23 protein-coding genes are annotated in these 24,185 nt (G+C 69.8%); 19 read left to right on the plus strand and 4 right to left on the minus strand.

The features are described from left to right. Positions 1–4: 4 nt before the first annotated feature. The 6 genes from ACLQ2O_RS25625 to ACLQ2O_RS25650 all read left to right on the plus strand — a co-directional run bounded on the left by ACLQ2O_RS25625 (position 5) and on the right by ACLQ2O_RS25650 (position 7,063). Positions 5–1,606 (plus strand): amidohydrolase, encoded by a 1,602-nt coding sequence (locus tag ACLQ2O_RS25625; RefSeq protein ID WP_425835691.1) that lies wholly within the window; start codon positions 5–7, stop codon positions 1,604–1,606. Beyond that, on the plus strand, positions 1,594–3,171 hold the full coding sequence (locus ACLQ2O_RS25630; RefSeq protein ID WP_425835693.1) for a lysine 5,6-aminomutase subunit alpha: 1,578 nt from the start codon (positions 1,594–1,596) through the stop codon (positions 3,169–3,171). Before ACLQ2O_RS25625 ends, ACLQ2O_RS25630 begins: the two co-directional genes overlap by 13 nt. Further along, entirely contained in the window at positions 3,168–3,926 is a 759-nt protein-coding gene (locus ACLQ2O_RS25635; RefSeq protein ID WP_425835695.1) for an OAM dimerization domain-containing protein, read from the plus strand. The genes ACLQ2O_RS25630 and ACLQ2O_RS25635 overlap by 4 nt, the downstream gene beginning before the upstream one ends. Then, positions 3,923–4,312, plus strand: coding sequence for a hotdog domain-containing protein (locus tag ACLQ2O_RS25640; RefSeq protein WP_425835697.1), 390 nt, complete (start codon positions 3,923–3,925; stop codon positions 4,310–4,312). Before ACLQ2O_RS25635 ends, ACLQ2O_RS25640 begins: the two co-directional genes overlap by 4 nt. A 510-nt stretch (positions 4,313–4,822) precedes the next feature. Beyond that, entirely contained in the window at positions 4,823–6,388 is a 1,566-nt protein-coding gene (gene lnt, locus ACLQ2O_RS25645; RefSeq protein ID WP_425835699.1) for an apolipoprotein N-acyltransferase, read from the plus strand. Positions 6,389–6,532: 144 nt separating this feature from the next. Next, positions 6,533–7,063: an FxsA family protein gene (locus ACLQ2O_RS25650; RefSeq protein WP_425835701.1), complete on the plus strand. Its 531-nt coding sequence runs from the start codon at positions 6,533–6,535 to the stop codon at positions 7,061–7,063. Positions 7,064–7,267: 204 nt separating this feature from the next. Here ACLQ2O_RS25650 and ACLQ2O_RS25655 read toward each other — a convergent pair whose 3' ends face one another. Further along, positions 7,268–7,654, minus strand: coding sequence for an RNA polymerase-binding protein RbpA (locus tag ACLQ2O_RS25655; RefSeq protein WP_344172121.1), 387 nt, complete (start codon positions 7,652–7,654; stop codon positions 7,268–7,270). A 238-nt stretch (positions 7,655–7,892) separates the two neighbouring features. Between ACLQ2O_RS25655 and ACLQ2O_RS25660 the strand changes: the two genes are divergently transcribed. From ACLQ2O_RS25660 to ACLQ2O_RS25675, 4 genes are read left to right on the plus strand one after another with little or no spacing between them, the layout of a single operon-like run. Beyond that, the gene (locus ACLQ2O_RS25660; RefSeq protein ID WP_425835703.1) at positions 7,893–9,203 is read left to right on the plus strand and encodes an efflux RND transporter periplasmic adaptor subunit; all 1,311 of its coding nucleotides are present in this window, start codon (positions 7,893–7,895) and stop codon (positions 9,201–9,203) included. Continuing rightward, positions 9,193–9,885 carry an ABC transporter ATP-binding protein gene (locus ACLQ2O_RS25665; protein ID WP_425835705.1) on the plus strand — a complete coding sequence of 231 codons (693 nt, stop codon included), beginning with the start codon at positions 9,193–9,195 and terminating at the stop codon, positions 9,883–9,885. The genes ACLQ2O_RS25660 and ACLQ2O_RS25665 overlap by 11 nt, the downstream gene beginning before the upstream one ends. Beyond that, positions 9,885–11,114, plus strand: coding sequence for an ABC transporter permease (locus tag ACLQ2O_RS25670; RefSeq protein ID WP_425835708.1), 1,230 nt, complete (start codon positions 9,885–9,887; stop codon positions 11,112–11,114). Before ACLQ2O_RS25665 ends, ACLQ2O_RS25670 begins: the two co-directional genes overlap by 1 nt. Before the next feature lie 12 nt (positions 11,115–11,126). Continuing rightward, on the plus strand, positions 11,127–11,669 hold the full coding sequence (locus ACLQ2O_RS25675) for a DUF5666 domain-containing protein (protein ID WP_425835710.1): 543 nt from the start codon (positions 11,127–11,129) through the stop codon (positions 11,667–11,669). Positions 11,670–12,160: 491 nt separating this feature from the next. On the opposite strand, the gene ACLQ2O_RS25680 is transcribed toward ACLQ2O_RS25675, so the two are convergent. Both ACLQ2O_RS25680 and ACLQ2O_RS25685 read right to left on the minus strand, forming a co-directional pair. After that, entirely contained in the window at positions 12,161–13,534 is a 1,374-nt protein-coding gene (locus tag ACLQ2O_RS25680) for an MFS transporter (protein WP_425835712.1), read from the minus strand. Between the two features lie 65 nt (positions 13,535–13,599). Next, positions 13,600–14,352, minus strand: a complete 753-nt coding sequence (locus ACLQ2O_RS25685; RefSeq protein WP_425835714.1) for a glycerophosphodiester phosphodiesterase — start codon at positions 14,350–14,352, stop codon at positions 13,600–13,602. Between the two features lie 29 nt (positions 14,353–14,381). On the opposite strand from ACLQ2O_RS25685, the gene ACLQ2O_RS25690 reads away from it, so the two are divergent. Then, on the plus strand, positions 14,382–15,512 hold the full coding sequence (locus ACLQ2O_RS25690; RefSeq protein WP_425836502.1) for an aminotransferase class V-fold PLP-dependent enzyme: 1,131 nt from the start codon (positions 14,382–14,384) through the stop codon (positions 15,510–15,512). Here the strand turns inward: ACLQ2O_RS25690 and ACLQ2O_RS25695 are convergent. After that, positions 15,473–16,159: a GntR family transcriptional regulator gene (locus tag ACLQ2O_RS25695; protein WP_425835716.1), complete on the minus strand. Its 687-nt coding sequence runs from the start codon at positions 16,157–16,159 to the stop codon at positions 15,473–15,475. The genes ACLQ2O_RS25690 and ACLQ2O_RS25695 overlap by 40 nt on opposite strands. A gap of 88 nt (positions 16,160–16,247) precedes the next feature. Between ACLQ2O_RS25695 and ACLQ2O_RS25700 the strand changes: the two genes are divergently transcribed. Genes ACLQ2O_RS25700 through ACLQ2O_RS25735 form a run of 8 tightly spaced genes read left to right on the plus strand, consistent with a single transcriptional unit; the run spans position 16,248 to position 24,168 of the window. After that, positions 16,248–17,099 carry an NAD(P)-dependent oxidoreductase gene (locus ACLQ2O_RS25700; protein WP_425835718.1) on the plus strand — a complete coding sequence of 284 codons (852 nt, stop codon included), beginning with the start codon at positions 16,248–16,250 and terminating at the stop codon, positions 17,097–17,099. Next, entirely contained in the window at positions 17,096–17,992 is an 897-nt protein-coding gene (locus tag ACLQ2O_RS25705; protein WP_425835720.1) for a carbohydrate ABC transporter permease, read from the plus strand. Before ACLQ2O_RS25700 ends, ACLQ2O_RS25705 begins: the two co-directional genes overlap by 4 nt. Beyond that, positions 17,989–18,870, plus strand: coding sequence for a carbohydrate ABC transporter permease (locus ACLQ2O_RS25710; protein ID WP_425835722.1), 882 nt, complete (start codon positions 17,989–17,991; stop codon positions 18,868–18,870). Before ACLQ2O_RS25705 ends, ACLQ2O_RS25710 begins: the two co-directional genes overlap by 4 nt. Positions 18,871–18,883: 13 nt before the next feature. Continuing rightward, complete coding sequence (locus ACLQ2O_RS25715) at positions 18,884–20,221, plus strand: ABC transporter substrate-binding protein (protein ID WP_425835724.1); 1,338 nt, start codon at positions 18,884–18,886, stop codon at positions 20,219–20,221. Next, the gene (locus ACLQ2O_RS25720; RefSeq protein ID WP_425835726.1) at positions 20,221–21,408 is read left to right on the plus strand and encodes a CaiB/BaiF CoA transferase family protein; all 1,188 of its coding nucleotides are present in this window, start codon (positions 20,221–20,223) and stop codon (positions 21,406–21,408) included. Before ACLQ2O_RS25715 ends, ACLQ2O_RS25720 begins: the two co-directional genes overlap by 1 nt. After that, positions 21,405–22,178, plus strand: coding sequence for an enoyl-CoA hydratase (locus tag ACLQ2O_RS25725; protein WP_425835728.1), 774 nt, complete (start codon positions 21,405–21,407; stop codon positions 22,176–22,178). Before ACLQ2O_RS25720 ends, ACLQ2O_RS25725 begins: the two co-directional genes overlap by 4 nt. After that, positions 22,175–23,428 carry an amidohydrolase family protein gene (locus ACLQ2O_RS25730; protein ID WP_425835730.1) on the plus strand — a complete coding sequence of 418 codons (1,254 nt, stop codon included), beginning with the start codon at positions 22,175–22,177 and terminating at the stop codon, positions 23,426–23,428. The genes ACLQ2O_RS25725 and ACLQ2O_RS25730 overlap by 4 nt, the downstream gene beginning before the upstream one ends. Then, positions 23,425–24,168: an RraA family protein gene (locus ACLQ2O_RS25735; RefSeq protein ID WP_425835732.1), complete on the plus strand. Its 744-nt coding sequence runs from the start codon at positions 23,425–23,427 to the stop codon at positions 24,166–24,168. The genes ACLQ2O_RS25730 and ACLQ2O_RS25735 overlap by 4 nt, the downstream gene beginning before the upstream one ends. Positions 24,169–24,185 lie beyond the last annotated feature (17 nt).

Consider the following 24,185-nt stretch of genomic DNA (forward strand, 5'->3'; position numbering starts at 1 on the left):
CCCTGTGCGCACACTTCTGACGAACGGTTCCGTCTACTCACCCGCCGACCCCCACGCGACCGCGATCGCGTTCGACGACGGTGTGGTCATCTGGCTCGGCGACGACAGCAGCGCCGCGTCGTACGCGAACGGCGCGGACGAGGTGATCGACCTGCAGGGCAAGCTCGTCACGCCCGCGTTCGTCGATGCCCACGTCCACACCGCGCAGACCGGCGCCCTGCTGACCGGCCTCGACCTGATCGGTGCCACCAGCCTGACCGACGGGCTCGACCGCCTCGCGGCCTTCGCGGCCACCCTGCCGACGGGCGCCGTCATCGACGGCGCCGGCTGGGACGAGACGAAGTGGCCCGAGGGCCGCCCGCCGACGGCCGAGGAGCTGGAGCGCGCCGGTGGCGGCCGCCGGGTCTACCTGTCCCGCGTCGACGGGCACTCCGGGGTCGTGTCGCTGTCCCTGGCGAAGGCCGTCGAGGGACTGGAAGGCCAGGCCGGGTACGACGCGAGCGGGCGGGTCGAGCGGGACGCCAACCACGCCGTACGGGACGCGTTGAGCGAGCTTGTCGGTCCCGATCAGCGGCTCACGTACGCGCGGGCGGCCGTGAAGGCGATGGCCGAGCGGGGGATCGGCGCGTTCCACGAGATGGCGGCGCCGCACATCGGGCCGCTCTGGGAGCTGCCGCTGGTCCGGCAGGCCGCGGACGAATTGGGGCTCTCGGCAACCTTGTACTGGGGTGAGCTCGGGGTCTTCGACAACCTCACCGAGTACGGCCTGGCCGGGCTCGCCGGCGACCTGAACGCCGACGGTGCGCTGGGCTCGCGGACGGCCGCGTTGCGCGCGCCGTACGCCGATCGTGAGGATCACCGCGGGCACGCGTACCTGACGGCGGAGCAGATCGCCGAGCACGTGGTCGCCTGCACCGAGAAGGGTGTCCAGGCCGGCTTCCACTGCATCGGGGACCTTGCCCTCGACAACATCGCGCGGGGGTTCGAGCTGGCCGCGCAGAAGGTCGGCGTACCGGCGCTGCTCGCCGCGCGGCACCGGCTGGAGCACGTCGAGATGCCGGACGAAGCCGTCATCGCGACGCTGGCCAAGTGTGGTGTGGTGGCGAGCGTGCAGCCGATGTTCGACGGTCACTGGGGTGGTCCCGACGGCATGTACGCCGAGCGCGTCGGCGATCGCTGGGAGGGCATGAACCCGTTCGGCACGCTGCAGCGGGCGGGCGTCGTACTGGCCTTCGGGTCGGACGCGCCGGTGACCGCGTTCGGCGGCTGGGAAGCTGTCCGCGCGGCGGCGTTCCACCGGACCGAGTCGGAGCGGATCACCGTGCGGGCCGCGTTTCAGGCGCACACGCGTGGTGGTTGGCGGGCCGCGGGGATCGACGACCAGGGCGTGCTCGCGCCGGGCAGCGCCGCGACGTACGCGGTGTGGGAGAGCGACGCCCGCCTGGTCGTGCAGACGCCGGACCCGCGGGTCGCGGCGTGGTCGACCGACCCGGGGGCGGGGGTGCCGGTGCTGCCGGACCTCAGTGACGCGGCAGTGCTGCCGCAGTGTGTGCGGACCGCCGTCGGTGGTCGGCTGGTCCACGACTCCGAAGGATGGACGCAGTGACCCGTGCCGTGAAGAAGCTCGACCTCGATCCGGTCACCGTCCGGAAGGCGCGCAGCCTCGCGCGCAAGGCCGGTAAACCGATCGTGAACATCGCCCGGCAGCACACCACGGTCTCGGTCGAGCGGGCCGTGCTGCGGCTCGCCGGCCTGGCCGGTGCGGACTCCGAGGGCATCCCGTGGGTGAACCGGCTGGCCGACACCGTTCGGGCCGACGTCGGCCTGGAGCACGGGCTGGCCCTGCCGGTCTGGGACGCGCTGGTCCGCGGCGAGGCCGAGGACCTGTCGGTGCTGGCGCAGAAGGCGGCGTCGGGCTCGGTCACCTTCCGGCTGCCGGAAGGGCGCGACGCCGTACGGGCGCGGGCCGCGGCGCGCAAGGCCGCGGCCGGCGGGATGAAGAAGGTGGACGGGCGGCGACGCGAGCGGGACCGGATGATCGCCAAGCACGGCGATCCCGAGCAGCGGCCGTGGATCTACCTGATCGTTGCCACCGGCGACATCTACGAGGACATCCCGCAGGCCCAGGCGGCCGCGCGGGCCGGTGCCGACATCATCGCGGTGATCCGGTCGACCGGGCAGTCGCTGCTCGACTACGTGCCCGAGGGCGCGACCCGCGAGGGCTTCGCCGGGACGTACGCGACGCAGGAGAACTTCCGCCTGATGCGCGCGGCGCTGGACGAGTCGTCGCGCGAGCTCGGCCGCTACATCCGGCTGACCAACTACGCGTCCGGGCTGTGCATGCCGGAGATCGCGACGCTGGCCGGCCTGCAGCGGCTCGACATGATGCTGAACGACTCGATGTACGGGATCCTGTTCCGCGACATCAACCCGATCCGGACCTTCGTCGACCAGCGGTTCAGCCGGCAGATCCACGCCCGCGCCGGGATCATCATCAACACCGGCGAGGACAACTACCTGACCACCGCGGACGCCGTCGAGGCCGCGCACACGGTGACGGTCTCGCAGCTGCTGAACGAGTACTTCGCCAAGGAGGCCGGGCTCGAGGACTGGCAGCTCGGACTCGGGCACGCCTTCGAGATCACCCCGGAGATCCCGGACTCGTTCCGGATGGAGCTGGCGCACGCGATGCTGGCCCGGCAGCTGTTCCCGGACGCGCCGCTGAAGTGGATGCCGCCGACCCGGCACATGACCGGCGACGTCTTCCGCGGGTACCTGCTGGACGGGTTCTTCAACCTGGTCGGCGCGATGACCGGGCAGGGCATCCTGCTGGTCGGGATGATGACCGAGGCTGTGGTCACGCCCTGGATCTCCGACCGCGACCTCGCGCTGCAGAACGTCCGCTACGTTTTAGGTGCCGCAGGCAAGCTTCACGAGGACTTCCACCCGGCGCCGGACGGCTTCATCGCCAACCGGGCCCGTCAGGTACTGGCCGAGTCGATCGACCTGCTGGACCGGATCGTCGACGAGGGACTGCTGAACGCGATCGGTGACGGCACCTTCGGGCTGATGAAGCGCCCGCAGGACGCCGGCCGCGGCCTGGAGGGCGTGGCCCGCCGGTCGGCGGCGTACTACAACCCGGCGATCGAGCTGCTCGAGGAGGCGCAGTGAGCATCATCAGGCCGTACGGCGACACCACCGGCGACGGGATGGTGCAGATGTCGTTCACGCTGCCGGTCCCGCACGACAAGCGGGCCGAGGGCGCCGCGGTGCAGCTGGCCAACAAGATGGGCATGGACCCGGCGCTGGTCGTGCACGCCAAGCCGATGGGGCCGGACTTCACCTTCTTCGTCGTGTACGGGCCGGTGAACCACCTGGTCGACACCAGCAAGGTCGAGGTGATCGAGCGCGACTACCCGCTGCTCGCGCCGAAGGACGCGAACCTTGCCATCCGCAAGGGCCTGCGCCGCCGGCTGACCGTGGTCGGCGCCTGCATCGGCACCGACGCGCACACCGTCGGCATCGACGCGATCATGAACATCAAGGGCTTCGCGGGGGAGAAGGGCCTGGAGTACTACCGGGAGCTGAAGGTGGTCAACCTCGGTGCCCAGGTCGCCGTACCGGAGCTTGTCCGCCGGGCCAAGGCCGAGAAGGCCGACGCGATCCTGGTCTCCCAGGTGGTCACCCAGCGCGAGGCGCACGTGCTGAACACCAAGGAGATGTCGGCCGCGTTCCGCGAGGCCTACCCCGAGGAGACCCGGCCGGTACTCGTTGCCGGTGGCCCCCGTTTCACCGAGCAGATGGCCGGCGACCTCGGCGTCGACCGGGTCTTCGGCCGCGGTACGACGCCCGGCGAGGTCGCCAGCTACCTGGTCGACGCCCTGGTGACGAAGCGAGCCCGCACCTCGAACAGGAGAAGCGCATGAGCAAGGCCGAGGTCGGTCTGTCGGTCACCCACCGTCGCTACGTGCCGTACAGCCACGCGCACTACGCCGGGCACCTGGTCGACGGCGCGTACGTGCTCGGCCTGTTCGGCGACGTCGCGACCGAGGTCTGCATCGTGGCGGACGGAGATGAAGGATTGTTCGCTTCCTACGCCGATGTCCAGTTCTTGCAGCCCTTGCGGGCCGGCGACATGGTGGAGGTGACGGCAACGATCTCCCGGGTCGGCAACCGCAGCCGGCAGCTCGACTTCTTGGCGTACGTCGTGTGCCGGGGGAGGCCGGACCGGTCGGAGTCGGCCGCCGAGGTGCTGGCCGAGCCGTTGCTGATCACCAAGGCCACGGGGACGGTCGTTGTCCCGGTCGCGTGACATTTAGTTGCCCTCGGTAACGATGACGACCGAATGTGTTACAACGCCTTGAAGGAGGCCCGGTAGAGGTTGACTTCGCCGGTGTGAGCGAGCATCGTTTTGGGCGTCGTCAAAGTTCGAACTCGCAACGGACACACAAAGTTCGGCCACCGGATGATCCCGCGACGCTGACCAGGCCAGTGCCAGGCTTGAGTCGACGGGGGCTGAGATCGCCGGTGGACAGCCCCCCGCGGGGCAGAGGTGGAAGAGGTTCGGCGCCCAGTAGACAACAGCCGGGCGGCTCGCATCCAGCGGGTCCGCCGGTTGGTCCGAAGGGCAGCCGAACCTCTTTCCTCTCTCCGACGAGCACAGCCTCTCGTCATCACCTGACAGCGGCGAATCGACCCGCGTCGGTGCCGTAACACCATCACGACACCTCCGCGCCATCGACCGGATCTCTTCCGGGTGCTCCTACGTTGTACCGTCGTGCGCACCGGCACGTGCCGGGACGGTGAGGCGAAGGGGACTCGAGTGGACCGGTTGAAGGCCCTGGCACGGCTGGTGCCGAGGATCGTGGTGGCGGTCGGCGCGGGCGCCCTCCTGGGGCTGGCCTTCGAGCCGCACGACCACCCGTGGCTCGCCGTCGTCGCCGTACCGCTGTTCCTGGCCGCGCTGAACGGCGTCTCGGTCAAGGGCGGCATCCTCGTCGGCGCCGGCTTCGGCATCACGTACTACGCGGTCCTGGTGCCGTGGCTCAGCGTCATCGGTGGCGACGCCGCGATCGCACTGGCGATCCTCGAGGGGCTCTTCTACGCGGTCTTCGGAGCGCTGGCCAGTCAGATCCTCAAGCACCGGCTGTGGATGCTGTGGATCCCGTGCCTGTGGGTGGCGACCGAGTACGCGACCGCCTCGGTGCCGTTCGGTGGGTTCCCGTGGGGCCGGCTGGCCTGGGCCTTCTCGGACTCGCCGCTCGGCAGGCTCTCCTCGCTGGTCGGGATCGCCGGCCTGAGCTTCGTGATCGCCTTGCTCGGGGTCTTCGTGTACGCCGTACTGCGGCGTAAGAGCGCTCTGAGCCTCCGCGCCGTCGCACTGGTCGCCGGGGTCGCGATCGTCGGCGGCAGCTCGCTGATGACGCTGTCGACCGACGGCAACGGCAAGACGATCACCGCGGCGATGGTCCAGGGCAACGTGCCGGGCAAGGGGCTGGAGTTCCTCGGCCGGGCCCGGACCGTGACCAAGAACCACCTGAGCGCGACCCTCGACCTGCAGCGCCAGGTCGAGGCCGGCACGCAGGCCAAGCCCGACGTGGTGATCTGGCCGGAGAACTCGACCGACATCGACCCGTACAAGGACGCCGAGACCCGCGCGGACATCGAGGAGGCCGTGAAGGCCGTCAACGTGCCGATCCTGGTCGGTGCGGTGACCGAGGGCCCTGGGCCGGACGAACGGCAGACCACCGGCATCGTGTGGGACCCGGCGAGCGGGCCCGGGCAGCGGTACGCGAAGCGGCACCCGGTGCCGTTCGGTGAGTACATCCCGTTCCGCGACCAGCTGCTGCCGTACATCAAGCGGCTGGAGATGGTCGGCCGGCAGACCGCGCCGGGCGTCGGGCCCGGGCTGATGCCGATCAACGGGGTCACCTACGGCGACCTGATCTGCTTCGAGCTCGCGTACGACAACGTGGTCTCCGACCTCGCCAAGGGCGGCGCGCAGGTCCTGGTGGTGCAGACCAACAACGCGACGTACGGCGGCACCGGGCAGCCGGAGCAGCAGTTCGCGATCACCCGGATGCGCGCGATCGAGACCGGACGGACCGTGCTGATCGCGTCGACGTCCGGGATCTCGGGCGTCGTCCGGCCGGACGGGACGGTCGAGCACAAGTCGGGACAGTTCGTGCCGGACGTGTACGTCGCGTCGGTGCCGGTCCGCGACGGGCAGACCCTGGCGACCCGTCTCGGCGGCTGGCCGCAGTGGGTCTTGACCGGCCTGGGGATCATAGGAGCAGTGCTGGCGCTGGCCGCGCGACGCACCCGGCGTCCGGAGGACCCGGGAACGCCGCCGGCCGCGACCCCCAGCACTGAGAAGGTGCCGGTCTGAGCTGATCGACGCCGGAGACGGCAGCGGTCGGAGATCGACCGGTGCCGAGGACGGTGCCGGTCTTCGGTGATCGGTGCCGGCGACGGCACCGGTCCGGGCGGATCGGTGCCGGGGTGGATTCGGCGTCGAACGGAAGGTGCGGATGTGAAGCGGTTGCCCTGGTTCGTCGCGGCGGCGTTGCTGGTGGTCCCGATCGTGGAGATCTACGTGATCATCCAGGTCGGCCAGGTGATCGGCGGCTGGCCGACGGTCGGCCTGCTGCTGCTGGAGAGCGCGCTCGGCGCGTGGCTGATCAAGCGCGAGGGCCGGCGGGCGTTCGCCGCGCTCCAGGGCGCGCTGGACACCGGCCGGATGCCCGGCAAGGAGCTCGCCGACGCGGCCCTGCTGCTGGTCGGCGGCACGCTGCTGCTGACCCCGGGCTTCGTCACGGACATCTTCGGGTTCTTCTTCGTGCTGCCGTTCACCCGGCCGCTCGCGCGCAAGGTGATGTCGGCGTTCCTGGGCCGGCGGATCGTCGCGCAGATGGGCGGCAACCCGATCACCGGCTTCATGCCCGGCACCTTCCGGCCGCCGACCGCCGACCAGACCGAGGCGCAGCGCCGCCGCAACGACGAGAACGTCGTCCAGGGCGAGGTCGTCGACCCCGACCAGCCACCCCGTCCCCAGGACCGCTGACGCACCCCGTCGCCCCCCGGCCCGTATTTGAGGGGTTAACCCTTCGCGTTGTGGGTTCGCGGTGCTCATGCGACCGGCCAACCCACAACGCCGAGGGTCAACCCCTCAAATGGGATCCGCTGGGCGGAGCCGGGGTGTGAGCAGGAACACAGCGAACGGGCCGTCCGCGACTCTGCGGAACGGCCCGTTCGAGCGTGCTGTGGGTCAGGCGGTGCGCTTGCCCGTCGTGTTGCGGGCCCGGTGCAGGTGCGCCGGACCGATCTCACCGTTGCGCAGCAGCTGGACGCGCTCGGCGAGCAGCTCCTCGAGCTCGGAGATGCTCCGACGCTCACGCAGCATGTCCCAGTGCGTACGAGCGGGCTTCTCCTGCTTCGGCTCCGGCTTCTCTCCGGTCGAACGGGCGGCTTCGCTGCCGCAGTGAGGGCACTCCCAGATCGCGGGGACCTCGGCGTCGTGCGCCATCGTCACCTCGACCACGTGACCGCGCGGGCAGTCGTAAGTGATCATCTGGCGCGGCGCGAACTCCACACCACGGTCGTCCTCGAAGCTGACCCCACCCAGCCCCGAACCACGCAGAACGCGATTAGACATGTCAAACCTCCGAGATTTCGTCATCCGTGCCAACGGTCGGCCGGCTCGGATCATTCCCATTTTGGCATGCCCGAGGCCAAGGTACGCACCTGACAAGCCCGTCGTGACCCGTTGTCATCGGGTGTTCACAGATGACTGTGTGTCCCGTACCACACTCTGTTACGAGCAGCCGCATTCACAGCCAGTTGCCAGCAAGCCCCGATCCATTCCTCAGCAACGCTCCCTAGCGTCTGGCCCCATGGTCCTCCCACGCCACAAACTCCGTGGCCTCAGCCTGCTCAACGTGGCCCTGGTGGCGGTGGTCCTGGCCGTCGCGGTCGCCGCCTACCTCCTGTTCTTCCGCGACGAGTCCGAAGCGGCCGGTACGACGCGCCCGAGCGTCGCCGTCACCCGCGGGGAGGTCGTCGCGAGCGTCAGTTCGAGCGGCACGTTGCAGAGCTCGCAGTCGGCGTCGCCCCAGTTCGCGACCTCCGGGACGGTCACCGCGGTCTACGTGAAGGTCGGCCAGGTGGTCGCGAAGAACGCGGCCCTGGCCAAGATCGACCCGGCGCCGGCCGACCGTCAGGTCCGGATCGCCGAGCAGAACCAGATCGCCGCGGACAACTCGGTGGACGCCGCCTCGGAGTCGCTCGACGACGCCGAACAGGCCGCCGAGGACGCGGAAGCGGCAACGGCCACGCCGACGACCGGTCAAGGGCAGACGCAGAATCCTGAGGTTGCGGTGACCACCGCCAAGTCGGCACTGGCACGGGCCAAGGCCGACAAGGAACAAGCAGACCAGAACCTCGAAGCCGCGCAGGACGCAGTCACCGCGACCACGCTGCGCGCGCCGATCGCCGGCACGATCACCGCGTTGAACGGCTCGGTCGGCTCGGTGACCGGTGGCGGTAGTTCGAGCTCCGGTACTGCCGGAGGTTCAGGCGCTGGTACCGGTAGTACGACGACCTCAACCTCTACGTCAACCTCAGGCTTCGTCGACCTTGCTGATCTGAAGTCCTTGCAGGTGGTTGCCGCGTTTCCCGAGGCGGACGCGATCAAGATCAAGGCGAAGCAGTCCGCGACGGTCACGCTCAACGCCGACCCGGGGACCGCGCTGACGGCGACGTTGGTGTCGGTCTCGCCGACGCCGACCACCACCAACGGCGTCGTGTCGTACTCGGCGACCTTCAGCCTCGCCAAGCTCCCGGCCGGCGCGCGGATCGGGCAGACGGCGAACGTCGCCGTACAGACCGCGAAGGCGTCGAACGCGCTCTACGTGCCCAGTACGGCGGTCGTGACGTCCGGTACGACGCACACGGTGACGCTGGCCGACGGCACCAGTCGCGAGGTGCAGGTCGGAGTCCAGGGCGGGAGCTTCACCGAGATCAAGTCCGGCCTGGACGAGGGCGAGCAGGTCGAGCTGCTGCAGGGTGCCATCGGGGCGACCGGCGCCGGGCAGGGCCGGACCGGGCAGTTCCCGGGCGGTCAGGGCGGCCAACTCCCGGGCGGCTTCGGCGGCGGCCAGGGCGGTCAGGGTGGCCAGGGCGCGGGTGCGAACCGTGGCCGCTGACGCCCTGATCGAGATCCGGGACGTCTCGAAGACGTACGGCGCGGGCGAGACCGCCGTGCACGCGCTGCGTGGAGTCTCGCTGCAGGTCCGCGCCGGCGACTACGTCGCGGTGATGGGCTCGTCCGGCTCCGGCAAGTCGACGCTGATGAACATCCTCGGCTGCCTGGACGTCCCGAGCCGTGGCGAGTACTGGCTGGACGGGACGAACGTCGCGCGGCTGTCGGAGGACCAGCAGGCACTCGTCCGCGGGCGCAAGATCGGTTTCGTCTTCCAGTCGTTCAACCTGATCCCGCGCACCAGCGCGCTGGCGAACGTCGAGCTGCCGCTCACCTACGCCCACCTCCGCCGCTCCGAACGACGCGCACGAGCCCGCCGGGCACTGGAGCTGGTCGGCCTCGCGGACCGCGAGGACCACCGCCCGAACCAGCTTTCCGGCGGCCAGCAGCAACGTGTCGCGATCGCTCGGGCGCTCGCGACCGGTCCGCGGATCCTGCTCGCCGACGAGCCGACCGGCAACCTGGACGCGCACTCGACCGACGAGGTGCTCGGCATGTTCGACGCGCTGAACGCCGAGGGCCGGACGGTGGTCGTGATCACCCACGAGGACGAGGTGGCCCGGCGCGCGCGACGGTTGATCCAGGTGTCCGACGGCCGGATCGTCGTCGACGAGGTGACGCGCTGATGTCACCCCGCGACCTGTTCGGGGCCGCGCTGCGCGGTCTCGGCGCGAACAAGCTGCGCTCGCTGCTCACCGTGCTCGGCGTCTCGATCGGGGTCGGCGCCGTCATCGTGCTCGTTGCGGTCGGCAACGGTTCGGGGAAGGCCGTGCAGGACCAGCTGGAGGCCATGGGCACCAACCTCTTGACCGTCTCGACCACCGGCGGAGGCGGCGGCTTCGCGCGCGGTCAGGCCGGTCCGTCCGCGCAGCAGTACGCGCTGACCACGGCCGACGCCGAAGCCCTGGCCGATGACCGCCTCGCACCCGACATCGCCGCTGTCGCTCCTGTGATGACCAGCACCGGTACGGCGACCAACGGCGACACCAGCTACACCGTCAACCAGGTGATCGGTACGACGCCCGAGTATCTGCCCGCGACGAACACCCCGGTCGGGACCGGCCGCGCGTTCACCCAGCAGGACGTGGACTCCTCGGCGCGGGTGATCCTGCTCGGCCAGACGGCCGCGAGCGAGCTGTTCACGCGCCCGGCGGCCGCGGTCGGCCAGACCGTCAAGCTGGGCGCGGTCGACTTCGTCGTACTGGGGGTGCTGGCGAGCAAGGACAGCACCGGGTTCGCCGACCCGAACGCGGCGGTCGTCGTACCGATCAGCACGCTGCGGTCGACCCAGGCCGGGTACGGCGCGCTGAACCAGATCGTCGTCCAGGCCGCGAGCAAGGACCGGGTCGACGTCGCGCAGGCCGAGGTGACGCAGCTGCTCGCGGCCAGGCACCAGGTCCCGGCGACGCAGACCTCACCGTTCCGGATCACGAACTCGGCGCAGATCCTGCAGACCAGTCAGGACACCGCCGCGACGTTCACCGCGCTGCTCGCGACGGTGGCGGCGATCAGCCTGGTCGTCGGCGGGATCGGTGTCACCAACATCATGCTCGTCACGGTCACCGAGCGGACCCGGGAGATCGGGATCCGCAAGGCGCTCGGCGCGCGGCGGCGGGCGATCCTCGGCCAGTTCCTGATCGAGGCGACGCTGCTCAGCCTGATCGGCGGCGCGGTCGGGGTGGCCGCCGCGCTGGTGGTCAGCCGGTTCGAGCTGGCCGGCGTCCGGCCGGTGCTGGTGCCGTCGTCGATCGCGCTCGCGTTCGGCGTCTCCGCGGCCGTCGGGCTCTTCTTCGGCAGCATGCCGGCGCACCGCGCGGCCGGTCTCCGTCCCATCGATGCCTTGCGGCACGAGTAAGAGAGGTTCGTGATGAGTAACCAGACTCCCGACGACGACTTCGCCCAGATCGGGTCCGACCAGGAGGTCGACGAGGCGCTGAAGCCGAAGAAGACGCTCAAGTTGCCGGTGGCAACGGCTGTGCTGAGCGGTGTCGTCGTTCTCGCGATCGGGCTGGCGGGTGGGGCCGGGCTGCACGCGGCCTTCGCGTCCGACAGCCCGACGCCGCAGGCCGGACGAGGCGCCGGCGGGTACGGCGGGTTCCGGGGCCAGGGCGGGGGACAAGGAGGTCAGGGCGGCGGCCCCGGCGCCGGGAACGCGGCGGTCGGCACGGTGGTGTCGGCGGCCGACGGCAAGCTCGTCGTGAAGACCCAGACCGGTGACGTGACGGTGAAGCTCACCGGCGACACGTCGTACGAGATCAGCAGCAAGGGGTCGGCGACGGACTTGAAGGCAGGGGAGCAGGTGGTGGTGAGCGGCGAGAACGCCGACGGGACGCTGACCGCGCGGACCGTCCGGCAGGGCGGGATCGCCGGATTCGGGCGGACCCCGAACGCCTCACCCTCACCCCGCTGAGCTGATTCGCCACTGACACGAACGTCCCGGCGCCGGTGGAGGTCACCAGCCAGCACGAACCTGGCGTGCGAACGCCGGATGGTACCGACGGACAGGAGGTCTGCGGGCTCGCAGGGATCTTTCTTCCGCGAGTGCGCAGGGAGCCCAGGTGCACCACGGGTGACCTCCTGTCCTTCGGTACTCCGAAGCCCCGACCCGCCACGGAATCTTCACTTTGAGCACAGTGATGATGATGGTGTCCCCGGGCGGATGACTCTTTTGAGCATCCGGTCAGTCACGAACACGACCGAATTGTGGCTGGGCGGTGCACAAAGATGCGTGCGGGGTGGCGAGGGCAGCGGGGTGGCGAGGCGTGGAGCGGTGGAGCGGGGAGGGCGTTGGGAGCGGGTGTGGAGTGGGTGAAACCGGTGGGGGCGCCGCAGTCGGTCGGCGGTATCGCCAGGCGGGATCACCGGATTCGGGCGGACCCCGAACCCGTCGGCGTCGCCGCGCTAGACCAGCGTGGGTTGGGCGTTGCCGGCCTCGGTGATGCCGCGGCGCATGTCGACGCGGGAGAGCAGGATCAGCCCGATCAGGAAGAACAGGCCGAGCGCCACGATCGCCGGGCGGTAGGAACCGGTGATCTGATGGACCAGGCCGAAGACGAGGGTGCCGAGCCACGACGTGCCCCGCTCTCCGGCCTGGTACAGGCTGAAGTACTCGGCCTCGCGGCCCTTCGGGATCAGCTGGCTGAACGCCGACCGGGACAGCGCCTGGGTGCCGCCGAGCACGATGCCGATCGCGACGCCCATCGCGAGGAACGGGACGATCTGCTTCTCGGGCAGCGTGAAGCCGGCGATCACGATCACCATCCAGACCACCAGGCCGCCCATGATCGTGCGGTGCGACCCGTAGCGGCGGGCGAACCGGCCGAAGCCGATCGCGCCGAAGAACGCGACGAACTGGACCAGCAGGATGGTCATGATCAGCACCTGGGTCTCGAACCCGAGCTGCTTCTCGCCGTACGTCGAGGAGACCGAGATGACGGTCTGGATCCCGTCGTTGAAGAACAGGTAGGCGACCAGGAACAGCAGCGTCATCGGGTACAGGCGCAGGTGCTGCAGCGTCGCGCCGAGCTGCCCGAAGCTCTGCCGGATCATCGACCCGCTGCGCACCTGGACCACGGCGGTCGGCGGCCGGTTGCGCAGCTTGACGAACGGGATGAACGTGAACAACCCCCACCACAGTCCCGCGCTGAGCAGACTCAGCCGGACCGCCGTGCCCTGGCTCATGCCGAGCGCGTCGTGGGCGGTGACCACGCCGAGGTTGATCGCCAGCAGGATGAACCCACCGAGGTAGCCGAACGCCCAGGCCCGTGAGGACACGTCGTCACGGGAGTCCGGTGGCGCGATGTCGATCAGGATCGAGTCGTAGACCACCATCGACGAACCCAGGCACAGGTTCCCGACGAACAGCAGCAACGCGCCGAGCGCCCAGTTCCCGCCCGTGACGAAGACCATCGAGCTGGCCGCGATCGCGCCGGCCCAGGCGAAGCCGCACATCAGCAGCTTCTTGCGCGGCGACCGGTCGGCGATCGCGCCGACGATCGGCAGGAACAGCGCCGAGAACAGCGTCGCGACCGTGACGACGTAGAAGGCCAGCGAGCCCGGCGAGATGCCGAGTCCGAGCACGTCCAGGTTGGTCTGGCACGGGTTGTCGGTGGTCCCGACCCGGCCGCAGGCCGCCTGCTCGGCGACCGATGTCAGGTACGGCGCGAACAGCACGGTGCCGGTGGTCGTCACGTAGCCGGAGTTGGCCCAGTCGTACAGGCTGAAGCCCCAGTACTCCCGCTTGTCGACGGCCGCCGGGGCCGACAGAAATCCCATGCGCAGGAGTGTGTCAGGTGAAAGCGTCGTTCGGTGGACCTATCGATAACACTTTCAGTTCCTGACTAGAGCCACTGCCCACGCTCGATCAGTACGTCGCGCAGCAGGTCGGTCCGGTCGGTGAAGATCCCGTCGACCCCCGCGTCGAGCAGCCGGTGCATCGCGGCCGGGTCGTCGATCGTCCAGACGTGCACCTGCTTGCCCAGGGCATGCGCCCGGCGCAGCAACCCCGGGGTGAGCACGCGCAGCCGCCCGTAGACCTCGGGGATCTGCAGGCACGCCCCCGGCGACGAGAGCCGGAACGGCGCGAACCGCAGCCGGGCGATCTCGTTCTGCCCGAACCCGGTCGCCAGTCGCGGCCCGAGCTCACGCCGTACGCGCTGCACCCGGGCCTGGGAGAACGAGGACACGCAGACCCGGTCGATCGCACCGGCCTCCCGCAGTACGGCGGCCGCCGGACCGACGCCGTTGTCGGCCTTGATGTCCAGGTTGAGCCGGACGTCCGGGAACTCCTCCAGGACGTCGGTGAGCAGCGGGATCGGTTCGTGCCCGTTGATCCGGGCCTTGCTGACCTCCGACCAGGGCAGCTCGGCGATCACGCCGGTCCGGTCCGTGACCCGGTCGAGCCGGTGGTCGTGGAACGCGACGACGACCCCGTCGCTGGTCGCGTGCAGGTCGGTCTCGAGGTAGCGGTAGCCGAGTTTCACCGCGTGCGCGAAGGCGCGCAGCGAGTTCTCGTAGCCGAGGTTGTCCGGGTGCAACGCGCCACCGCGGTGGGCCATCGCGATCGGCCCGTCGTGGTCGAGGTAGGGGTACACAGGCCAGATTATGTACCGTGGTAACGGTGATGGATCTCAGCCCCCGCCCCGACCTGTGGTCCCTCGACCCCGACGTCCTGCACCTGAACCACGGCTCGTACGGCGCTGTTCCGCGCCGGACGCAGGAGCTGCTGGCCAGGCTACGGACCGAGACCGAGGCCAATCCGATGCTCTGGTTCCGGTCGGTCGCCGACCGGTTGACCGCGAGCCGCCTGGAGCTCGCCCGGTTCCTCGGCACCGACCCCGCCGGCTTCGCCCTGGTGCCGAACGCGAGCGCCGGCGTGACCGCCGCGCTCGGCGCGATCCCGATCGGGCCCGGCAGCCGGATCGTGCTGACCGACCACACCTACGGCGCGGTGCGGTACGCCGCCGAGCGCTTCGCCCGGGCTCACCAGGCCGAGGTGGTCGTGGTCGACGTACCGCTGGAGGCCGACGACGACTCGGTCGTCGCGGCGGTCCGCGCCGAGCTCGACGAGCGGACGGCGGCGCTGGTCGTCGACCAGATCAGCTCCGCGACCGCGATGGTGTTCCCGATCCGCCGCCTGGTCGAGGCCTGCGACGGCATCCCGGTGATCGTCGACGGCGCGCACGCCCCGGCGCTGCTCGACAACCCGGCCGAGGACGGCGCCGACTTCTGGACCGGCAACTTCCACAAGTGGCCGGCCGCGCCGCGCGGGACCGCCGGGCTGGTGGTCGCGGAGAAATGGCGCGAGGCGACGCTCCCGCTGATCGTGTCCTGGTCCGAGTACGACGAACGCCTGCCCGAGCGCTTCGACATGCAGGGCACGTTCGACTACACGCCCTGGATCGCGGCGCCCGAGTCGCTGCGGGTGCTGGCCGACCTCGACTGGCCGGTCCGCCGTCCGCAGCTCTCGTCGCTGATCGACGAGGGCGCGCAGGTGCTCGCGAAGGCGCTCGGCACCGACCTGCCCGACATCGTGCACCCGGCCGCGACGATACGGCTGGTGGAGATCCCGTTCAGCGCCCAGCGGTCGTCGGAGGCGGGGGAGTCGTTCAAGATCCGGGTGTCGCGGGAGCTGAAGGCCGAGATCACGCTGACCGGGTTCGACGAGCGGATCTTCGTCCGGCTGTCGGCGCACGCCTACAACAGCCTGCGCGACTACGAGCTGCTGGCCTCGCGACTGCCGACGTTGCTCTGAATCTCGTTGAACGAGCGCTCCCCGTGCACCGCGAGCTCGGCCAGTACGGCGGCCGGGTCGCCGGCCTCGACCAGGTCGAGCAGCTTGCGGTGCCGGGCGACGTGCTCGTGCAGGTCCTCGTAGAAGTGCTCGCGGGCGTAGAGGTTGCGGGCCATGCACAGCAGGAGCTGCTGCTGCACGGACGCGTAGGCCTCTTCGAGCCGGCGGTGACCGGCGAGCGCGACCAGCGACGAATGGAACTTGTACCCGGCCTGGACCAGGCTGCCGCGGTCCTCGGCGGCGGCGCAGCGTTCCATCTCCAGCAGGGCGTCCTGGGCGACCTCGAGCCGCTCGGGCACCTCGACCGGGACGCCTAGCTCGACCGCCAGCCGCTCCAGCGCCGAGCGCAGGGTGAGGATCTCGAAGACGTCCTGGTCGGTGAGCGTGGCGACCATCGAGCCGCGCCGCGGCCGGGTGACGATCAGCCCTTCCTGCTCCAGCACCCGCAGCGCCTCCCGCAGGGGAGGACGGCTGATCCCGAGCTGCTCGGTGAGCCGCTCCTCGATCAGCCGCTCGCCCTCGGCCAGCTCCCCGGCCAGGATCATCCGGCGGATCGCGTTGGCGGCGAGCTGCACGAGGCTGGGCGACTGCAGCTGGTGCTCTGTCATGGCGGTCATTCTTCCCTGAGATCTTGTGGGCGTCGACTATCTATTGTAGACAATAGTTCATAGACAGCTGCCGGGACGGACTGGAGGCGTGTTCGTGGCCCAAGACATCAACCGCAACACCACCATCGGCTTCATCGGGCTGGGCAATCTGGGCCGGCCGATGGCCGAGTCCCTGCAGCGGGACGGCTGGTCGCTGAAGGTCTACGACCAGGATCCCGGGCGAGCTGACGGGCTGGACGCCGTGAGCGAACCATCGGCGCTGAACGACTGCGGGGTGATCGCGCTGGCGGTCCCCGACGACGAAGCGGTCACCGAGATCCTGGACGAGCTGGTCCCGCTACTGGCGGCGGGATCAGTCGTGCTGATCCACAGCACGATCCTTCCGGCGACCGCCAAGCAGCTGGCGCTGCAGGCGGAGGTCCGCGGGATCGGGCTGCTCGACGCACCGGTCAGCGGGGGAGCGGAGAGAGCGCTCACTGGTTCTCTCACGGTGATGGCCGGTGGCCGGGCCGAGGTGCTGGAGCAAGCGCGACCGGTGCTGGACTCCGTCGCCGAGAGCGTTCTCCACGTCGGACCCGCGGGCGCGGGTGCGGCGGTGAAGCTGGCGAACCAGTTGATGATGTTCGCCGCGCTCGCGGGAGTGCAGGAGGGGCTCGAGCTGGCCGGCGCGTACGGCGTACCGGAGCAGACCGTGCTCGACGCGGTCGCGACCAGCACGGGCGACTCGTGGATCACCCGCAACTGGGGCTTCTTCGACCGGGTTGCCGCGGCGTACGACGCAGCCGGTACGCCGGTGCGGAGCCGGCCGTGGAGCAAGGACCTGTGGGACGTCGTCGCCGCCGCGCGCGAGTCCGACGTACAGGTTCCTGTCGCCGGTCTGCTCGCCCAGCATCTGGCCGACCAGGTCGAGGCGCACGCGCGGAAAGGCAGCGCGACATGAAGAACACCCGCACCGGCCGTGAAGGACTGACGGCCTACCTCTTCCTGAGCCCGTGGCTGGTCGGCATCGTGCTGCTGACGATCGGGCCGATGCTCTACTCGGCCTACCTCGCGTTCACCAGCTACGACCTGCTCAGCGCGCCGCAGTGGATCGGGCTCGACAACTTCCGCCGGATGTTCACCGCCGATCCGCGGTACCTCTCGTCGGTCAAGGTCACCCTCCTGTACGTCGGGGTGTCGGTCCCGCTGCTGCTGGTCGTCTCGATGATCCTCGCGCTGCTGCTGAACAAGGGCATCAAGTTCCTCTCCGGCTACCGCGCACTGTTCTACCTGCCGTCTCTGATGGGCGCGAGCGTCGCGATCGCGGTGCTCTGGCGGCAGATCTTCGGCAGCACCGGGCTGGTGAACCAGGTGCTGGCGCTGTTCGGCATCACCCACGGCAGCTGGGTCGGTAGTCCCGGGACGGCGCTGTGGACGATCGTGACGCTGAACCTGTGGGCGTTCGGCGCGACGATGATCATCTTCCTCGCCGGGCTGCGCCAGGTGCCGGCCGAGCTGCACGAGGCGGCCGCGGTCGACGGCGCCGGGCCGATCCGCCGGTTCTTCAGCGTCACGCTGCCGCTGATGACGCCGCTGATCTTCTTCAACCTGCTGCTCGACACGATCCACGCGTTCCAGGCGTTCACCGGGGCGTTCGTGGTCAGCCGCGGGTCGGGCGGGCCGGCCGACTCGACGCTGTTCTACACGTTGTACCTGTACCAGCAGGGGTTCGCGGAGCTGAAGATGGGCTACGCGTCGGCGATGGCGTGGGCGCTGGTCGTCGTACTGGGGCTGTTCACCGGGTTCTTGTTCCTGACCGCCAAGCGCTGGGTGTACTACGGGGACGAGCGATGACCGCCGTGTCGGTGGGCGCCCGGCCGTTCTTCGGCAAGCGCGCGACCAGGAACCCGCTGGTGATCGGTCTGCTGCGCCACGCGCTGCTGATCGGCGTACTGATCGTGATGCTCTACCCGGTCGTGTGGATGGTGGCGGCGTCGTTCCGGCCGTCGGCCGAGGTGATGAACAGCCTCGGGCTGTTCTCGAAGAACTACACGCTCGACAACTACAAGCACGGCTGGAGCGCGGGACAGCTCAACTTCTCCCGCTACTTCCTGAACTCGATCGCGATCACCGGGCTGTCGATCGTCGGCAACCTGGTCTCCTGCTCGCTGACCGCCTACGCGTTCGCGCGGCTGGAGTTCCCGTTCAAGCGGATCCTGTTCGGGGTGCTGCTGGCAACGATGTTGTTGCCCTATCACGTCACTTTGGTGCCGCAGTACATCTTGTTCAACGAGCTGGCCTGGATGAACACCTACCTCCCGCTGGTCGTGCCGAAGTGGCTCGGCGTCGAGGCGTTCTTCATCTTCTTGATGGTCCAGTTCATCCGGACCCTGCCGCGCGAGCTCGACGACGCGGCCCGGATCGACGGCTGCGGGCACTGGCGCACCTTCACCCGGATCATCATGCCGCTGGCCCTGCCGGCGCTCGGCACCACCGCGCTGTTCACGTTCATCGCGAGCTGGAACGACTTCCTCGGCCCGCTGCTCTACCTGAACCGGCCCGAGCTGTGGACGGTCTCGCTCGGCCTGAACTCGTTCCTGGACGTCACCGGCGAATCGGCGTACGGCTCGCTGTTCGCGATGTCCACGCTCGCCCTGGCCCCGATCGTCGGCTTCTTCCTGGGGGCGCAGAAGCTGCTGATCGAGGGCGTCGCCACCACCGGCCTCAAGTGACTGGAGAACTTCGATGAAACGACGACTGAGTACGGCGGCGCTCGCGACGGCCGCGCTGATGGTGGTTGCCGGATGCAACGGTACGTCGGTCGGCGACACCGCCGGCGGCGACGCGGCCGCGCAGGACGGCAAGGGGGACGTGACCGGCAGCCTGCAGCTCACCTTCTGGGGAGGCGCGAGCCGGGCGGCCAAGACCAATGCGGTCGCGGACATGTTCATCAAGGCCCACCCGGGCGTGACGATCGACCGGCAGAACGCCGACTTCGGCAACTACTTCAACAAGCTGAACATCCAGGCGTCCAGCAAGACGCTGCCCTGCGTGATGCAGTTGCAGGGCCGGCAGGTCAACGACTACACCAAGCGCAAGGTGCTGCTGCCGCTCGACCCGATGATCGAGTCCGGCGCGATCAAGGTCGACGACATCCCCAAGGAGGTCGTCGACACCGGCCGCGGACCGGACGGCAAGCTCTACTTCCTGCCGTACGGAGCCGCGTACGACGCGGTCGGCGTGAACGAGACGCTCGCCCAGCAGGCCGGGGTCGGGCTGCCGCCGGAGGGCTACGACTGGAAGAAGTACACCGACTGGATGGCCGCGACCAAGGGCAAGCTGCCCGCGGGCGTCTTCGCCTCGGGCTCGCGCGGCGGCGTACCGAACTACTTCATCGCCTACCAGCTTGCCAACGGCAAGCAGTTGTTCACCGACGACGGCAAGCTCGGCTTCACCAAGGAGTCGCTGGTCGAGTACTGGGAGATGTGGGAGAAGCTGCGCAAGGACGGCGTCACGATGGGCGCCGACGCGCAGGCCGACGAGCCCGAGGGCGCCGAGCAGAACTTCATCGCGCAGGGCCGGTTGATGACCGACAGCATGCCGGGCAACGCGCTGACGCCGGCCTCGGCGACGCTGACCGGGAAGGCCGGCGGGCAGAAGCTGACCACGCTGCCGATGCCGTCCGGACCGAGCGGGTCGGGCAACGCGATCTTCACCTCGGGCTTCGCGATCCCGACAAACTGCGACAACGTGCCGACCGCGGCGGCGTTCATCGACTTCTTCACCAACGACCTGGAGGCCGGCAAGTCGTTCAAGTCCGACAACGGCGCGGCCACCAACACCAAGGTGCTGCAGGCCCAGATCGACGACCCGGCGCTGCCCGCGCTGAAGAAGCACGAGCTGGAGCTGTATGCGCAGATCGTGGAGAAGAAGCCGCCGACGATCCTGTACCCGCCGGGGTACCAGGCAACGTTCGAGTCGGCGTACACGCGGGCGTACGAGGAGGTCGCGTTCGGCAAGAAGACCGTGCAGCAGGCGGCCGACTCGTTCTTCACCGAGGCGAACGCCGGACTGGGCGGCTGATGACGGACACGGCGCAGACAGCTGGTACGGCGGGAGCCGACGGTCCCGCAGGTGCGCTGGACGGGTTGCGGGTGCTCGACCTGACGCAGGTGATGGCCGGGCCGTTCTGCACGATGCTGCTGGCCGACCTCGGCGCGGACGTGATCAAGATCGAGAACCCGGCCACCGGCGACCAGACCCGCCGGTCGTGGGGCTACGCGGTGCACGGCGAGGACAGCAGGGCGTTCCTGGCGCTGAACCGGAACAAGCGCAGCGTCGTACTGGACCTGAAGTCGGACGACGGGCTCGCGTCGTTCCGGCGGCTGGTGCTGGGCGCGGACATCGTGGTGGAGAACTTCCGGCCCGGCGTGACCAAGCGGCTCGGAGTCGACTACGAGACGCTGGCCGCGCTCAACCCACGACTGATCTACGCCAGCGTCTCCGGCTTCGGCCAGACCGGCCCGTACGCCGACCGGCCGGGCTACGACCTGATCGCGCAGGCGATGTCGGGCGTGATGAGCATCACCGGCGCGGCCGGCGGTCAGCCGATGAAGTCGGGGCTGCCGGTGGGTGACCTCGGGGCGGGGCTGTTCTGCGCCTTCGGGATCGTGTCCGCCGTGCACGCCCGGGAGCGGACCGGGGTGGGGCAGTACGTCGAGACGTCGCTGTTCGAGGCCGCGCTCGCGATGTCGGTGTGGGAGTCGACCGAGTACTGGGCGACCGGGCAGGTCCCGCAGCCGCTCGGGTCGGCGAACCGGATGTCCGCGCCGTACCAGGCGTTGCGGACGAAGGACGGTCACCTCACGCTGGGGGCGAACAACGAGCGCCTTTGGCAACGACTCTGTACCGCACTGGAGGTCACCGACTTGCTCACCGACGAACGATTCCTGACGAACACCGACCGGATGGCTCACCGCGACGAACTGGCCGGCGTACTGGAGGAACGGCTGGCCGCGGCGACGACGGACGAATGGGTCGCGTTGCTGCTGGCTGCCGGGGTGCCTGCTGGGCCGATCCGGGACTACGCCTACGTGCTGGATGAGGACCCGCACGTCCGGGCGCGGGGGATGGTGCAGGAGATCGATCATCCGGTGGAGGGGAAGGTGCGGGTGCTCGGGTCGCCGGTGCGGTTGAGCGGGACGCCGGCGAGGATCCGAAGGCACCCACCACTGCTGGGCGAGCACACGGACGAGGTGCTGGGCGAATGAGCGGGCTGGAGATCGACCGCGACGGCGCCGTACTGCGGCTCACTCTGTCCAACCCTGAACGGCGTAATGCCATCACCTGGGCCATGTACGAGGGGTTGTCGTCCATCGAGGCGCTGGTCGCCGAGGACCGGGGGATCAGGGTCGTCGTGCTGCGCGGCGCCGGTGGGAAGGCGTTCGCGGCGGGGACGGACATCCGGCAGTTCGCGGACTTCACGACGGGGGAACAGGGCGTCGAGTACGAGCGGCGGATCGCCGCGGTGCTGACGAGCTTGCTGCGGGTCCGTGTGCCGGTGGTCGGGGTGGTCCAAGGGCCGGCCGTCGGCGCGGGCCTCGCGCTCGCCGCGTGCTGCGACCTCGTCGTCGCCACCCCCGACGCGGTCTTCGGCGCTCCGGTCGCCCGCACCCTCGGCAACACGCTCCCGCCGCTCGTCATCGCCCGCCTCCAGCAACGCCTGGGCGCCGGGCGGACGATGGCTCTGTTGCTGACCGCCGGCCTGATGCCGTCGTCCGAGGCCGCGATCGCCGGCTTCGTCACCGAGGTCGTCGAACGAGAGGATCTCGACGAACGCGTCGAGAAGCTGCTGGCGGTCATCTGCGCCAACGCGCCGCTGACGCTCGCGTCGATGAAGGAGTTCGACCGCCGCATCCTCCGCGACGGCGCCTTCGCCGACGGCGAGGACGTGCTCGCCGAGGTCTACGCCAGCCGCGACTTCCGGGCTGGCGTCAAAGCGTTCCTGGCCCACGAGGACATCGAGTGGGAGGGCCGATGATCGTCGACGCCCACCACCACTTCTGGCAGGTCGCCGCCCAGGAGCACCCCTGGCGAGACCACCGCCACGACGAGCTCGCCCGAGACTTCACCCCTACGGACCTCGCCACCGAACTGACGCAGGCGGGCGTCGACCGCACAGTCCTCATCCAGTCCGTCGACGAGCCCGCCGAGAACGACCGCCTGCTGGCGTACGCCGAGACGCCGTACGTCGGTGCAGTAGTCGGCTGGTTGCCGTTGTCAGACCCGCAGGCGGCACGCCAGGAGATCGACCGAGTCGCCGACCTCATCTCCGGCAAGCAGGGTGCCGCCGAGGCAGCCGCCCCGGGCACCGCCGCCGGCAAGCGAAGCGTCGCCGAGGCTACCGCCCTGGGCGCCGGCGCGAGCACCTCCGGCGAGCGAAGCGTCGCCGGGGTCATCCTGGGCGCGGATGCTGGCCAGGGCGCCAACGCCGACTTGGGCCGGGGTTCGGGCGCCGGCCCAGGCGTCTCCGGCGAGCGAAGCATCGCCGAGGCTACCGCCCTGGGCGCCGGCGCGAGCACCTCCGGCGAGCGAAGCGTCGTCGGGGGCGGCGGCTCCTCCCACCTCCACCCCACCTCCCACCCCCACCCCACCTCCCACCCCCACCCCACCTCCCTCACCCCGCCCGCCGGCCCCGCCGGGGGCGGGGCCGGCGGACTCGGGTGGTTTGCGGGGGCATTCAGCGGCGTTCGGTGCCTCGTTGGACGGGACCCGCTGGATTGGCTCTCCGAGCCATCGACCGTCGACCTGTTCCGTGAGCTGGCTGCGGCGGGGGTTGCTTGGGACGTCGTACCGGTGACTGCCGAGCAGACCAAGGCAGTGCTCGGGCTGGCGGATGCAGTGCCTGAGTTGCGGATCGTCGTCGATCATCTGGGGCGGCCTCTTATCGACAGCGGGGGATGGGAGCCGTGGGCGGGGCAGGTTCGGCAGCTGGCCGGGTGTCCGCGGGTGGGGATGAAGGTGTCGCTCGGGATCGATCTGCTGACCGAGCTGGACGAGTGGCCGGAGCTCGAGCGGTATCTCGCGTGGGTCGTCGACTGCTTCGGCCCCGACCGGCTGATGGTTGCGAGCAACTGGCCCGTGGTGCTGCTGCGAGCGTCGTACGGCGAAGCGTGGGGCAGGTTGCGTGCCGCGCTGGAGCAAGTGGTGCAGAACGAGGACGAACTCGCGGCCGTGCTCGGAGGTACGGCCGCCGACTACTACCGGATCAACCGAAAGGTCTCCCTGTGACTGTGACCGAAACAGCCAACGCCAACGATCTGAGCAGCCTGTACCAGCACCTGCGGGTGGTGGACGTCGCCGACGCGCTCGACGGGATCGGCTACTTCGACATCGGGCTGATGTCCCCGGACGTGCGGCCGCTGTGGCTGGGGATGAAGTTCTGGGGCCCGGCGGCGACGATCCGCGCGGTCCCCTCGAACCGGCCGATGTGGAAGCTGGACAACACCCAGGACATCGTCGAGGCGCACCGGATCTGGTTCGAGGAGACCGGCAACGTGAAGCTGCCGGGCGACCTCGCGCCGGGGCACGTGGTGGTGATGGACGCCGGCGGCGGCAAGGAGGTCGGCTTCTGGGGGTCCGAGAACGGGATGGGGGCGCTGCAGAACGGCGCGGCCGGGATCGTCACCGACGGGTACTGCCGCGACACCGCCGAGATCGTCGCCCAGCGCACGCCGATCGCCTCCCGTGCCCGCGGGCGGACGATCATCCCGGGCCGGATCAAGGTCGTCGAGACCCAGGCGACGATCGCCTGCGGCGGCACCCAGGTCAGCCCCGGCGACATGATCGGCTGCGACGACGACGGCATCATCGTCGTACCGGCCGAGGTGGCCGAGGAGGTCGCCGTGCACGCCCGGGCCATCCTCCTGGCGGACATGCGCGCCCGCCGCAAGAAGTACGAGGCGCTCGGCATGAAGCCTGACAGCTCAGTCGACTACGAGGCGATCGAGCGCTACTACGACGGAGTGTGAAAACTGTCGGCGGTGAT

This window comes from Kribbella sp. DT2 (assembly GCF_049844575.1).
In the GTDB taxonomy this organism is placed as follows: domain Bacteria; phylum Actinomycetota; class Actinomycetes; order Propionibacteriales; family Kribbellaceae; genus Kribbella.

What these genes read in the sequence shown, in the direction of transcription:
- ACLQ2O_RS25680 (WP_425835712.1), bottom strand. Translation starts at nt 13,534, where the DNA reads ATGGGATTTCTGTCGGCCCCGGCGGCCGTCGACAAGCGGGAGTACTGG.
- ACLQ2O_RS25725 (WP_425835728.1), top strand. Translation starts at nt 21,405, where the DNA reads ATGAGCGGGCTGGAGATCGACCGCGACGGCGCCGTACTGCGGCTCACT.
- ACLQ2O_RS25695 (WP_425835716.1), bottom strand. Translation starts at nt 16,159, where the DNA reads ATGACAGAGCACCAGCTGCAGTCGCCCAGCCTCGTGCAGCTCGCCGCC.
- ACLQ2O_RS25660 (WP_425835703.1), top strand. Translation starts at nt 7,893, where the DNA reads ATGGTCCTCCCACGCCACAAACTCCGTGGCCTCAGCCTGCTCAACGTG.
- ACLQ2O_RS25730 (WP_425835730.1), top strand. Translation starts at nt 22,175, where the DNA reads ATGATCGTCGACGCCCACCACCACTTCTGGCAGGTCGCCGCCCAGGAG.
- ACLQ2O_RS25690 (WP_425836502.1), top strand. Translation starts at nt 14,382, where the DNA reads ATGGATCTCAGCCCCCGCCCCGACCTGTGGTCCCTCGACCCCGACGTC.
- ACLQ2O_RS25710 (WP_425835722.1), top strand. Translation starts at nt 17,989, where the DNA reads ATGACCGCCGTGTCGGTGGGCGCCCGGCCGTTCTTCGGCAAGCGCGCG.
- ACLQ2O_RS25670 (WP_425835708.1), top strand. Translation starts at nt 9,885, where the DNA reads ATGTCACCCCGCGACCTGTTCGGGGCCGCGCTGCGCGGTCTCGGCGCG.
- ACLQ2O_RS25630 (WP_425835693.1), top strand. Translation starts at nt 1,594, where the DNA reads ATGGACGCAGTGACCCGTGCCGTGAAGAAGCTCGACCTCGATCCGGTC.
- ACLQ2O_RS25720 (WP_425835726.1), top strand. Translation starts at nt 20,221, where the DNA reads ATGACGGACACGGCGCAGACAGCTGGTACGGCGGGAGCCGACGGTCCC.
- ACLQ2O_RS25655 (WP_344172121.1), bottom strand. Translation starts at nt 7,654, where the DNA reads ATGTCTAATCGCGTTCTGCGTGGTTCGGGGCTGGGTGGGGTCAGCTTC.
- ACLQ2O_RS25640 (WP_425835697.1), top strand. Translation starts at nt 3,923, where the DNA reads ATGAGCAAGGCCGAGGTCGGTCTGTCGGTCACCCACCGTCGCTACGTG.
- ACLQ2O_RS25675 (WP_425835710.1), top strand. Translation starts at nt 11,127, where the DNA reads ATGAGTAACCAGACTCCCGACGACGACTTCGCCCAGATCGGGTCCGAC.
- ACLQ2O_RS25715 (WP_425835724.1), top strand. Translation starts at nt 18,884, where the DNA reads ATGAAACGACGACTGAGTACGGCGGCGCTCGCGACGGCCGCGCTGATG.
- ACLQ2O_RS25705 (WP_425835720.1), top strand. Translation starts at nt 17,096, where the DNA reads ATGAAGAACACCCGCACCGGCCGTGAAGGACTGACGGCCTACCTCTTC.